This is a genomic window from Robertmurraya sp. FSL R5-0851 (assembly GCF_038002965.1).
Classification (GTDB): Bacteria; Bacillota; Bacilli; order Bacillales; family Cytobacillaceae; genus Robertmurraya_A; species Robertmurraya_A beringensis.
This window is the reverse complement of record NZ_JBBOOE010000001.1, coordinates 1538430-1550935: the sequence shown is the minus strand read 5'-3', so window position 1 is coordinate 1550935 and position 12506 is coordinate 1538430. Positions and strand designations below refer to the sequence as shown.

Genomic DNA, 12506 nt, shown 5'->3' with positions numbered 1-12506 from the left:
ATCATTTTTTATACCGGTACATTTCAAATTCACCAGTAAATACTAGTTCATTATTCACAAAACTTTTTACTTCCACAAGAGTTCTACCTTTTTCTTCATCAATTCGTAACACTTTTGCTTTTGCAATAACTCGTTCATTTTCCTTAACTGATCTGGTAAATTGAATATTTGCCTTTGCCGTTAAAGCCAATTCATCATTGATCACTGCAACCGCTAATGAATTAGCCTGAGCAAAAACGTGGTGACCCCTTGCGATTTGGTTTCTCTTAAACACATGTTCATGCTTGACATCAAAAATAGAAATAGCCGTTTGGTCAAGCTCAATATCAATAATTTCACCAATCACTTCATCGATTGGTAAAGAACGTACTTCATCGTCGAACCGCTTTTCAGCGACATTCTTTATTCTTTCCCGTAGCTCAGGAATCGATAACTCTAACCGGTCTAACCGGATGGTTTGTACGCTAACCGTAAATTGGTAAGCAAGCTCCTCATCGGTAATAAACGGGTTTTCTTTTATTGTTTCTATTAAAAGTCGTTGACGTTCTTTTTTACTTTTTTTCATATGTAAACCACCGTCCGAAGTATTAAGACTAGGTACTAATAGTAGTATATAAAACTAAAAAGCAGATTGCAACAAACTTTTTTGGGCAATCTACTTTTTGATCAAGGTACTTCCGCTTTTTTATCAATCTAGTTTTTCATTTTCTAAGACACCAGAATCTGCAAGCTTTGAACGCAACTTCGCATATTCATCACCGTTCCAAAATTCTTCAGATTCTATTAGGACCATTGCGTCGTTTCGAGCGGTTTCTAACGCCCGGTAATCATGAACCATATCAGCTACCTTAAACTCAGGAAGGCCACTTTGCTTTCGACCAAAGAAATCTCCAGGTCCTCGAAGCTCAAGATCTTTCTCACTGACTACGAAGCCATCATTTGTTTCGGTCATTATTTTCATTCGCTCTTTCCCAACCTCTGTTTTTGGATCGGCCAGAAGTACACAATAGGATTGTTCGCTTCCTCTTCCCACTCGTCCCCGTAGCTGATGAAGCTGTGCCAAACCAAATCTTTCTGCATCATAGATGACCATCATCGTCGCATTTGGAACATTTACTCCCACTTCTACAACCGTAGTAGAAACAAGTACTTGATTTTCATTTGAACTAAATGCCTTCATCACTTCATCTTTCTCATCAGAGCTAAGTCTTCCATGCATCAAACCAACTTGATACCGATTGTGAAAATATGTTTGTAAGGCTACATGAACATCAATTGCATTTTGTACATCAAGCTTGTCCGACTCCTCAATGAGTGGACAAATCACATATGCCTGTCGTCCTTTTGCAAGCTCTTTTTCCATAAAGGAAAGAACACGATCAAGCATATCTGCCTTTGCCCAATACGTTTCAATCGCTTTACGGCCAGCAGGCATTTCATCAATGATTGACACATCCATTTCCCCGAAAACTGTAATCGCGAGTGTACGAGGAATGGGAGTCGCTGTCATAAAGAGCACATCCGGGTTCTCTCCTTTTTCACGTAAAACCCTTCTTTGCTCCACACCGAATCGATGCTGTTCATCAGTAATAACAAGGCCAAGTTTGGAAAATACAACTTCATCTTGAATTAATGCGTGTGTCCCAATTAATATATGAATTTCACCGTTTTTTAATCGTTCTAACACTTCACGACGCCTTTTTCCCTTTACCGAACTTGTTAACAGCTCGACTGATAATCCAACAGGCTCAAGTAGTCCCTTTAACGATTCCGCATGTTGTTCTGCTAAAATTTCTGTTGGTACCATTAAAGCTCCTTGATATCCGGCTGTATAACTAGAAAAGAGAGCAATAGCAGCAACAACTGTTTTTCCAGAACCTACATCTCCTTGCAGCAAACGATTCATCCGGTATGGAGATTTCAGATCCTTCAATACCTCGTTTACCACTCGCTTCTGCGCATTAGTAAGCGGGAATGGTAGATGATCAATGAATTCCTTAACCTTAACTAAGTCATAGTTTTGAGCAAGTCCCTTAGAATTCTCCCTTTCAAACTTTCGTAACGCTTGCATCTTTAACTGAAAATGTAAAAATTCTTCATACACAAATCTTCGACGAGCTTTCTTAACATCTTCTTCGTTTAGAGGATTGTGCATGGAAAGCAAGGATTCCTTCCGATTTCCCAACTTATATTTGCTTATCATTTTTTCTGGAAGGGTCTCTGTAATATCCTTTCCATACTGGGAGAATGCTAGATTAATAAATCTCCTAAGACCTTTAACCGTCACATCTCCTTTCACACTATAAACGGGAACAAACTTTTTTTCTGATTCATTTGAACCCATTTTTGCTTGAGAGGCTGTAATCATTTGACGATGCTGATCCCATTTTCCGGTGACGGTAACCATTTCATTTACTTGAAACTTATTTTTTAAATAAGCCTGATTAAAAAATACCACTTGAATTAAATATCTTTCTACTAACAAACGGATGGTTAGTCTTGACCGCTTTTTTCCATAATACATAAGAGAAGGCTCACTATGAACCTTCCCTTCTACGGTAATCCTCTCGTCATGTTTCACTTCTGTTAAGTCGCGAAGGCGATAATCTTCATAACGATATGGAAAATATTCAAGTAAATCTTCTATAGTCACTATTCTCATTTCAGCTAGAATTTGTGCTGTCTCAGCACCGATCCCTTTTACAGCTGTTACGGATTGCTTTAAATTACTGTTGTTGTTCTCCATGAACATGCGGTATTCCGAAAATTTTCGCTTCCAGTCTGCGACCTGTCGGAGTTGCCGCCAACCCTCCCTGCGCCGTTTCTTTAAGTGCGATAGGCATCGTTTGACCGATTTTATACATCGCATCAATTACTTCATCACATGGAATTCGACTAGTGATTCCTGCTAATGCCATATCCGCTGCCACCATTGCGTTTGCAGCTCCCATTGCGTTACGTTTTACACAAGGGACTTCTACTAAACCCGCAACGGGGTCACACACTAATCCTAACATATTTTTTAATGTGATCGCCATAGCTTCTGCACATTGAGCAGGAGTTCCACCAGCCATTTCTACAATAGCAGCCGCAGCCATTCCAGCTGCAGACCCAACCTCTGCTTGACAGCCTCCAGCAGCCCCAGAGATCGAAGCATTGTTGGCAACAACAAATCCAAATGCTCCCGATGTAAATAAAAAGGCTATCATCTGTTCTCTTGTAGGTTGCAGTTTATCTCTTACGGCAAATAAGGTTCCAGGAACCACACCAGCTGATCCTGCTGTAGGGGTTGCACAAATCGTCCCCATTGCCGCATTCACTTCGTTTGTAGCAACAGCCTTCGAGACGGCATCAAGGATCGTGTCTCCACATAATGACTTTCCTGACTGAATATATTTTTGAAGGAGCACGGCATCTCCACCAGTGAGACCCGAGTGGGATTTTACCCCATTTAGGCCACGTTCAACCGCTTGCTCCATCACGGTCAAATTCACATCCATCTGCTTCAGGATTTGTTTTCGTGTCCGACCGGTAACTTCCATTTCTTGCTCAATCATAATCTCTGATATTTTTTTATTTTGTGTATCAGCGAGCTCAACTAGCTCTGCGACATTGCGAAACATGATGTACACTCTCCCTGTATTCTAGTAATCTATTTTTGTAAGCGCTACCATAAAAACCCTTTGCTATTCCACGATTTTGGCAACTTTTACCACATGATCAAGAGCTTCTAATTCTTTAATAACTGAGTCGTCAATATTCTGATCCACTTCAATCGTCATTAACGCAAGCATTCCTTTTTCTTTCCTTGAAACTTCCATATGTCCGATATTTAGTTCGTGTGAAGCTAGTATATTAGAAACACTAGCAATCGCACCAAAACGGTCATTATGAACGACTAAAATGGCCGGGTGATGACCTGATAACCTTAGCTCAAAACCATTTAACTCTGTGATTTCGATTTTGCCACCGCCAATGGAGATGCCTACTAACTCTAACTCTCCTTGATCGTCACCAATGACTACTTTAGCTGTATTCGGATGATCGGGAATCGCTTCTTCCTCAATAAATGTGATTTCCATTCCGTTTGATTGTGCAATAGTAATGGACCCAATAATTCGTTCATCAAATGTATCAAAGTCTAATAGTCCGCCAATAATCGCTACATCTGTTCCATGTCCCTTATATGTTTGGGCAAAAGAGCCGTAAAGGGAAATCTTTGCCCACTTTGGTTCACGCCCAAAAAGGCTTCTTGCTACTCTTCCAATTCGTGCAGCCCCTGCTGTATGTGAGCTGGAAGGACCAATCATTACAGGGCCTATAATATCAAAAACACTTTTGTACTTCATCACTTTTCCCCCTTGTGGAGAATATTCTATTTTACTTTTAACGGTTTCCCACATTGTATTATACAATATTGTATGAAAAAAACATTGTAGTTTCTTCTATTTCCACTATATACAAAGTGGATTTTTTCAAATGAAAGGAAGCACAGCTTTGAGCCATGCTTCCATAAATATTATTCAACTGAAAAAATGAATGCATATAACGGTTGTTTTCCATCATGAATCTCGATTTCAACATCGCCGTAATTTGCTTCTACAAACTCGACTATCGCATCTACATCCGTGTCTGTTGCATCTTCACCTTTTAAGATTGTCAAAATCTCCGAGTCTTCATCAAGAAGCTGATCTAGGAGTTTCGTTGCAGAGACCACTTTATCTTTATCCTTTACAACTATTTTCCCCTCGGCAATTCCCATGAAATCATCTTTTTCAATCTCAAGACTATCGATACTTGTGTCACGCACAGCATAAGTAATTTGACCTGTTTTAACATTTTGTAGAGCTTCCGTCATGCCCGCTTTATTGCCTTCTAGGTCTGCACCTGGGTTAAAGGCGAGTAAAGCAGACATTCCTTGTGGTACAGTTTTAGAAGGGATAACAATCGCATCTTCTTCAGTTACTTCTGCTGCTTGTTCAGCTGCCATGATGATGTTTTTGTTGTTCGGCAAAATAATTACTTTTTTTGCATTCACTTCTTTAATGGCCTTAACGATATCCTCCGTACTTGGATTCATCGTTTGTCCACCCTCTATAACTGCATGTGCACCGATACTCTTAAACAATTCTGCAATGCCTGAACCCATTGAAACGGTTACAATCCCGTACTCTAGCTTTTCCTTTGGCTTTGCAGGAGCACTTGCTTTCTCATTGGAATCGGACAACAAATTCGTATGCTGCTCACGCATATTTTCTATTTTAAGGTTCACTAAGCTTCCATAGGTTTGTGCATACGTTAGCACATTTCCTGGATACTCTGCATGAATATGTACTTTGACAAGCTGGTCATCAGATATTACCAATAGTGAATCACCGTGCTGACTTAAATCTTGACGGAAGGTTTGCTCGCTAAATGGTTTAGAGTGAAGTTTCTCTTCGTCCAACTTGACCATAAATTCTGTACAATAGCCAAACTCGATGTCTTCCGTGTTCATATGGCTTTGTACACTCTTGTGATGTTCTGCATTGACTAGGTCATCCATTGAGGATGCTAGTGTAGGACCTTCAGGTAATTTTTCTCCCTTTAGTACCGCTAGGAAGCCTTCATACACAAACACAAGTCCTTGACCGCCACTATCAACCACTCCTACTTCCTTTAAAACCGGTAGAAGATCAGGTGTACGCTTTAAGGATGCCTTTGCTTCTGCAACGACTGCCTCCATAATTGTAACGATATCATCTGATTTTTTCGCTGCTTCAATTGCTTGCTTCGCAGAGTCTTTTGCAACCGTTAAAATAGTTCCTTCGACAGGCTTCATCACCGCTTTATAAGCAGTAATCACTCCTGCATCAAGAGAAGCGGCAAATTCAAATGCATTGATGCTAGCTTTTGTTTCGATTGCTTTTGAAAAGCCTCGGAAAAGCTGAGATAAAATAACGCCTGAGTTTCCTCTTGCACCCATCAGCAATCCTTTGGAAAGCGCAATACCAACCTTTCCAATATGGTCTTGAACATTATTTCTAACTTCTTTTGCTCCAGAAGTCATTGATAAGTTCATATTTGTTCCAGTATCACCATCTGGAACGGGAAACACGTTCAGTGCATCCACATATTTTGCATTAGAGGACAAGTGATTCGCTCCTTGTAACACCATTTCAGCGAAACGTTTTCCATCTAAAGATTTAATTGACACAAGTCTTTCCTCCTCACTAATGTTCGTCACTACGAACGCACTGCCCAAGGAAGCCTAAGCTTCTTCGGGCAACGCATTTTACTTACGGGTTCGTGACGCGAACACCTTGAACGTAAATATTAACTGAGTCAACGGCAAGGCCAACTGTTTTGTCTAAGGTATATTTCACTTTTGATTGTACATTATGTGCAATCTCAGAAATTTTTGTACCATAGCTAACAATTATATACATATCAATATGTACTTCATCATTTTCCTGACGAACAATTACACCTCTAGTAAAATTCTCTCTTCTTAATATTTCCGTAAGGCCATCTTTTAGTTGATGTTTTGAAGCCATTCCTACTATACCGTAGCAATCAACAGCTGCTCCTCCAGCGATTGTTGCAATTACTTCATTTGAGATATCAATTTGTCCGAAATTTGTTTTCAGTTCGATGGACATAAATGCTTCCCCCTTTGGAATTTGCTCCTTAACTACAGTCATTTTACTATAAGGACATCAAATTTAAAAGTCATATTCCCCGCACTTATAATAGAGCCCTAAGATTTTATCTATGTCAAGGAAATTTTCTTGAAACCTTTTGTTACAACTGTTGCATTCCTAATGGTTGTATGATAAATTATTAAAGTATCTTTTAATGCTTGAAAAACGGACAATCCGCTATTTTCACATTAAATAAAACTTGAAAGCAATTTTACATTGCATTTTAAAGATGAACAAATAATGCTTCACCTTTGATAGTAAGGAGGGAAATGTATATGCCACGTAAATGTGTTGTAACTGGTAAAGGAACTCGTTCAGGTAACGCACGTTCTCATGCTATGAACGCTAACAAGCGTACTTGGGGTGCTAACCTTCAAAAGGTACGTATTCTTGTAGACGGAAAGCCAAAGCGTGTTTGGGTTTCTGCAAGAGCACTTAAATCAGGTAAAGTTGAACGCGTATAATGTGTAAAGAGTATCCATTTGGATGCTCTTTTTCATTTCCTTTTAAAACTAGCCTTCCCATTAAACTTTAGAAATAGACTTTTAATTATGAACAAAAAAATACACCGATGTGATTCCTTTACATCGGTGTACATTGGTTTTTTAAGGTTGTCTTTCTTGAAAACGTGTTACACATACCACCTTGGTTTAGCCCTTTTTAAACGTACCCAGCATCGCGCGGACAATGCCGCCTAAGAATTTCGGCAATTTAATCGTGTAAAATCTCATAATGTCCCTCCTCACCATCTCACGCATGAACAAGTTTCAGAACTCTCATTATCATATTCAAAATATAAAGATAAGTACTCAATATAAGGAAGTTTAATCGCGACTCCTTATCACCATTAATATGCCTTCCGAAAAAGATATAGTACCAATATCAGAAATTAGTTCATTGCTAATACATAGAGTGGAATGAATCGGAATATGTCGAAGCGTTAATGGATACTTAAAACCAATAAGGGTTAATCCCTTCACTTCGCCATGAAAAGGAATAAAAGAAATATATTTGTACTCATCATTTCTCTCTATTATATGTGTACCTGCTTGGATTAATGAAATGATATTTTGACGGTCAATGATCTCAATCGGGACTGTATTATGAAAAGCCATCGGTTTGAAAAGCAACTGAATATTAGCAAAAAAATGATCCAGCCTTCCACCCGTAGCCCCAAAGATTCGAATTTTTTCCGGCCTTTGCTTTATCGCCCATGATATCGCAAGTTCCATATCTGTTTCATCTTTTTCTGGTGGAAACGTTTGTAATTCATCCACATGTTTTTTTATAAACGCAAGTTCTTCTTCCATCACAGAATCAAAATCACCAAAGGCTTTATCCACAAAGATTCCTTCTTTTATTAGTGTTAGGACTCCTCGATCCACACCAACCCACTCTCCACTGAATGAGTGAAGAGAAGGGATATGCTCTAGTGGACCACCTGCTAATATATTGATCTCCATTTTTGATCCTCCTTGTAATCAAGGAAAGGCTAGCTTCTAAAAAGCTAGCCTACATTCTTATCCTCTTATTTTTTCAATCGCTTTTTTTCTATCTCTTTCGTTGTATATAGCCGATCCAGCTACAAGAACATTCGCACCAGCTTCTACACATTTCCTTGCCGTTTCTTCGTTCACTCCACCATCTACTTCGATTTCTACAGATAACCCTTTTTTATCAACAAGTTCTTTTACCTGTCTTATTTTCGGTAGCACTTGCTCAATAAATTTTTGCCCTCCAAAACCAGGATTAACCGTCATCAATAGAACCATATCAATATCATCAATCACATGCTCAATGGTTTGAACAGGTGTTGCAGGATTTAGAACAACCCCCGCTTTGACTCCAAATGATTTAATATAGTGGATAGTCCGATGTAGATGCTTACAAGCTTCTACATGAACAGTAAGATAATCGGCTCCTGCATTAGCAAATGCCTCAATATACTGATCCGGATTTTCGATCATTAAATGTACATCAAGCGGAAGTTTCGTGATTGGACGAATCGCTTCTACAATCAGAGGACCAATCGTAATATTGGGAACAAAATGACCATCCATGACATCAACATGGATATAATCTGCTCCCCCTCGTTCTACATCTTTAATTTCTTCTCCCAGTTTTGAAAAATCAGCTGATAGTATGGAGGGCGCAACTTTCACCATAATTAATACCTCGGCTTTCTCTCTTTAATTTCTTGTACAAAAAGCTCATAATGCTCATATCGATACTCAGGAAGCTCTCCGTTACTCACCGCTTCCTTTACCGCACATTTTGGTTCCTTTAAGTGAAGACAGCCCCGAAACTTACAGTCTTCACTTAACTTTTCAATATCAGGGAAGCAATAGTTTAAGTCCTCCACCTCAATATCCGTGAATTCCAGTGAACTGAAACCAGGAGTATCTGCAACTAACCCTTCCCCAATTTTTATTAATTCAACATGTCTTGTTGTATGTTTTCCTCGACCGAGATGTGAGGATATATCGTTTGTCTTAAGTTCTAAATCTGGTCTGATTGCATTTAATAGCGAAGATTTTCCAACCCCAGACTGACCGGCGAATACGGATATAACTCCTTTTAAATGAGGAAGCAGCTGCTCTAACCCACCCTCGGTTTCTGATGAGGTTAAAATCACTTCATAGCCCGCGTTCGTATATTGATTACGGTATGTTTCCATCATTGCTTTTTCATCGGAACTAGTTAAATCCATCTTTGTAATACAAATAATTGGCTTGATACGGTTAAATTCAACTAAAACTAAAAAGCGGTCGAGCAACGCGGTGCTAAAATCAGGCTCAACAGCCGAAAATACTAATATCGCTTGATCGACATTAGATATCGGGGGTCTTACCAGTTCATTTTTTCGATCCTTTACTTCTAAAATATAGCCCTCAGTTTCATTTTCTGCTTGGAAAACGACTTCATCGCCTACAAGAGGGGTCACTTTATTTAAGCGAAATACCCCTCTTCCTCTGCACTGAATCACTTGATTATCATCTGTGAGAACATAATAGAACCCACTAAGTGCTTTTATAATTTTGCCTTCTGGCATACATACACTCCTTTAACAGAATGTGAACGATTAGTTCCTAAACCTATTTTAATTTGTCGGGTATGGTACCGGTTGTTCATCGATAACATCACCATCCCTTTGCACTCTGTATGCGCCCTGTTGATTAGGAGCAATAATTAACTGTATAGTCCGAGTCTCAGTTTGTGTAATTTCAAAGGTTTGTACCGGTTCTGATATATTGTGATCCATATCCTCTATATAAATTTGGACAACTTGCGGAGTCCCTTCCACTAAAGGTTCATAAGGAATGGTAATTTCCTTTTGTACGGTTTTCGGAATCGCTTCTTTTCCTTTAGAAAGGACTACGGTTACTGTAGACCCTTTTCGTAAATCTGTACCTGCAGAAGGATTTTGGGAGACAACTAATCCTTCAGCCACCGTATCGCTATATTCGCCGTCACTTGCGATCTGAATATTTAATCCAGAGGAATGTGCGTACTCTTGAATTCCTTTTTCATTATAATCTGAAAGATCCTTGAGCTTTATTAGCTGCGGCCCCTTACTAACGGTAAATTCCAGTTCCGTTTCTGCAGGAATAATTTCTTCCCCGCTAGATGGATTCTGAGAGATGATTTGTCCCACAGGGGCTGAATCATCGTAAACTTCTGTTTTTGTAATGTCTTTAAAGCCCCTTGCTTCTAATAAATCAATTACATCATCATATTGACGTCCGGTATAATCTAGCAATGTCCATTTCTCTTTACCAATACTTAAATAAAGGTCCACTTCCTGCCCTTCTTTTACCGTTTTCCCTTCCTTAGGGTTTGTTTTTATGATGAGGCCTTCCTCTACCTCTTCATCTGTAACTTCAATTGTTTCACCAATTTTTAACCCTTGCTCCTGAAGGACTTCCATAGCTTCATCTAACTCTTTACCAGATACATCAGGAACAAGCACATCTTTTGGTCCTAATAATTTTGGTAAAACCGTTACAGTTAATACGGCAAGGATAACCAATATGAGAAAGATAGATACGAGTACAATAGGCCATTTTCTCTTCTTTTTCTTCTTTTTATCTCCGTCTTTGTCAGTAGTGTGTTGAAGAACAGGATGCTCTTTACTATGTACAAGTGTCTCATCAAATGTTTGGTATTGATCCGCGGTAATGACTGGAATTGCCTTGGTAGCATCATCATCGATCGGAAGAGCAAACTTCGGCTCATCGATTCGATCAGGATCAAGTGCGGTTACTAAATCCATCTCCATATCTTCTACACTATCATATCGATGAAAAGGATCCTTTGCCGTCGCCTTCAATACAATATTTTCCACACTTTGTGGAATTTTTGGATTCCATCTTCTTAATGAAGGTGTTTCCGATTGTAAATGTTTCAAAGCAATTGAAACGGCTGATTCACCTGAAAATGGAAGCCTTCCTGTTAACAACTCAAACATGACAATTCCAAGAGAATAGATATCCGATTTACGGTTTGCCATTCCACCTCTTGCTTGTTCTGGAGATAAATAATGGACGGAGCCAAGCACTGAATTGGTTTGCGTTATACTGGTTGCACTCATTGCCATAGCAATGCCAAAATCCGTAATTTTCACATTTCCTTCGCGATCAATTAATATATTATGTGGTTTAATATCTCTGTGAACAATATGATTTTGATGAGCATGAGAAATAGCGGAGGTTAACTGCTTCATAATATTAATGGCATCAGCTACGTGTAACGATAGCTGCTGTTGTATGTATTGTTTGAGAGTTTGGCCCTCCACATACTCCATAACAATATAATAGATAGAATCTTCTTCACCAACATCGTATATACTAACAATGTTCGGATGGGCCAAGCTAGTTGCTGATTGTGCTTCTCGGTGAAAACGTCGAATAAATTCCTCGTCATTTGAAAAATCAAGTCTTAGTACCTTAACAGCCACGTCTCGATCTAAGATCATATCATGAGCAAGATAAACATTGGCCATTCCGCCGCCACCTATCATCTCAAGCACTTTGTAGCGGCCGCTTAAACGCTTCCCAATTAGCATGTATCCCCACCCCAATCATCGCCAACGTCAAATTGTAAAATGACTAAGGTAATATTGTCCTCACCACCATGCTCGTTTGCAAGGTTGATGAGAGTGGTTGCCTTTTCCTCTAATTTTTCTTCATTTTTTAATATACTATCCATTTCATCGGTTGATACTTTATTAGATAAACCATCTGAGCATAAAAGGAGAACATCTCCTTCTTCAAACATGATGGTGCGAATATCCATTTTTATATCTGGCTCCGTTCCAAGTGCACGTAAAATGACATTTTTACGTGGATGATGTTCGGCATCCTCCCTTGAAATTTGCCCCGTTCGAACAAGCTCATTCACAAGTGTATGATCTTCTGTTAACTGCTGAAAACCTGTATCATTTAAAATATAACAACGACTATCTCCAATATTCAGCACAGTCGAAAATAATGGAGTAACAATGGCAGCAACAACTGTTGTTCCCATCCCTTCACACTCGGCGTGTTGCTGTGAATGCTGGAATACTACTTGATTGATAAGTGGAATACTGTTTCTTAACCAATCCTCTGCATGAGAGGCCGTTTCGATTCCACTTGAATCCTTCCACATCTCTTCTAAATGCTTGATCGCCATGGAACTGGCGACATCGCCTGCTCGATGTCCACCCATTCCATCTGCAACCACACATAGATGCTGCCCATCCCGGTTGATAAAGATTCCCCCACTGTCCTCATTATGCTGGCGAATCCGACCTCGGTCTGTTTTAAATACCGCTTTCACCTA

General features: G+C 39.4%; 13 protein-coding genes. 1 reads left to right on the top strand and 12 read right to left on the bottom strand.

Annotation, left to right across the window (positions count from 1 at the left end; genetic code table 11):
* Position 1 precedes the first annotated feature (1 nt).
* From fapR to MKX65_RS08030, 6 genes are all read right to left on the bottom strand, one after another.
* On the bottom strand, positions 2-565 hold the full coding sequence (fapR, locus tag MKX65_RS08055) for a transcription factor FapR (protein WP_340903174.1): 564 nt from the start codon (positions 563-565) through the stop codon (positions 2-4).
* Positions 566-688: 123 nt separating this feature from the next.
* Positions 689-2746 carry an ATP-dependent DNA helicase RecG gene (recG, locus tag MKX65_RS08050; RefSeq protein ID WP_340903173.1) on the bottom strand — a complete coding sequence of 686 codons (2058 nt, stop codon included), beginning with the start codon at positions 2744-2746 and terminating at the stop codon, positions 689-691.
* Positions 2727-3623: an L-serine ammonia-lyase, iron-sulfur-dependent, subunit alpha gene (gene sdaAA / locus MKX65_RS08045; protein WP_340903172.1), complete on the bottom strand. Its 897-nt coding sequence runs from the start codon at positions 3621-3623 to the stop codon at positions 2727-2729. Before sdaAA ends, recG begins: the two co-directional genes overlap by 20 nt.
* 63 nt (positions 3624-3686) lie before the next feature.
* Positions 3687-4349 carry an L-serine ammonia-lyase, iron-sulfur-dependent subunit beta gene (sdaAB, locus tag MKX65_RS08040; RefSeq protein ID WP_160545630.1) on the bottom strand — a complete coding sequence of 221 codons (663 nt, stop codon included), beginning with the start codon at positions 4347-4349 and terminating at the stop codon, positions 3687-3689.
* Positions 4350-4519: 170 nt separating this feature from the next.
* Positions 4520-6196, bottom strand: coding sequence for a DAK2 domain-containing protein (locus MKX65_RS08035; protein ID WP_340903170.1), 1677 nt, complete (start codon positions 6194-6196; stop codon positions 4520-4522).
* Positions 6197-6278: 82 nt separating this feature from the next.
* Positions 6279-6641: an Asp23/Gls24 family envelope stress response protein gene (locus MKX65_RS08030; RefSeq protein WP_119707502.1), complete on the bottom strand. Its 363-nt coding sequence runs from the start codon at positions 6639-6641 to the stop codon at positions 6279-6281.
* 317 nt (positions 6642-6958) lie between these two features.
* Here MKX65_RS08030 and rpmB point away from each other — a divergent pair, with 317 nt between their 5' ends.
* Positions 6959-7147 (top strand): 50S ribosomal protein L28, encoded by a 189-nt coding sequence (rpmB, locus tag MKX65_RS08025; RefSeq protein ID WP_066053137.1) that lies wholly within the window; start codon positions 6959-6961, stop codon positions 7145-7147.
* 186 nt (positions 7148-7333) lie between these two features.
* Here rpmB and spoVM read toward each other — a convergent pair whose 3' ends face one another.
* The 6 genes from spoVM to MKX65_RS07995 form a co-directional block, all read right to left on the bottom strand.
* The gene (spoVM, locus tag MKX65_RS08020) at positions 7334-7414 is read right to left on the bottom strand and encodes a stage V sporulation protein SpoVM (protein WP_019381739.1); all 81 of its coding nucleotides are present in this window, start codon (positions 7412-7414) and stop codon (positions 7334-7336) included.
* Between the two features lie 93 nt (positions 7415-7507).
* Positions 7508-8146 (bottom strand): thiamine diphosphokinase, encoded by a 639-nt coding sequence (locus tag MKX65_RS08015; RefSeq protein WP_160545631.1) that lies wholly within the window; start codon positions 8144-8146, stop codon positions 7508-7510.
* Between the two features lie 57 nt (positions 8147-8203).
* Positions 8204-8848 carry a ribulose-phosphate 3-epimerase gene (rpe, locus tag MKX65_RS08010; RefSeq protein WP_160545632.1) on the bottom strand — a complete coding sequence of 215 codons (645 nt, stop codon included), beginning with the start codon at positions 8846-8848 and terminating at the stop codon, positions 8204-8206.
* Positions 8849-8850: 2 nt separating this feature from the next.
* On the bottom strand, positions 8851-9735 hold the full coding sequence (gene rsgA / locus MKX65_RS08005; protein ID WP_340903169.1) for a ribosome small subunit-dependent GTPase A: 885 nt from the start codon (positions 9733-9735) through the stop codon (positions 8851-8853).
* Between the two features lie 48 nt (positions 9736-9783).
* Complete coding sequence (gene pknB / locus MKX65_RS08000) at positions 9784-11748, bottom strand: Stk1 family PASTA domain-containing Ser/Thr kinase (RefSeq protein WP_340903168.1); 1965 nt, start codon at positions 11746-11748, stop codon at positions 9784-9786.
* Positions 11742-12503, bottom strand: coding sequence for a Stp1/IreP family PP2C-type Ser/Thr phosphatase (locus tag MKX65_RS07995; RefSeq protein ID WP_340903167.1), 762 nt, complete (start codon positions 12501-12503; stop codon positions 11742-11744). The genes pknB and MKX65_RS07995 overlap by 7 nt, the downstream gene beginning before the upstream one ends.
* Between the last annotated feature and the right edge of the window lie 3 nt (positions 12504-12506).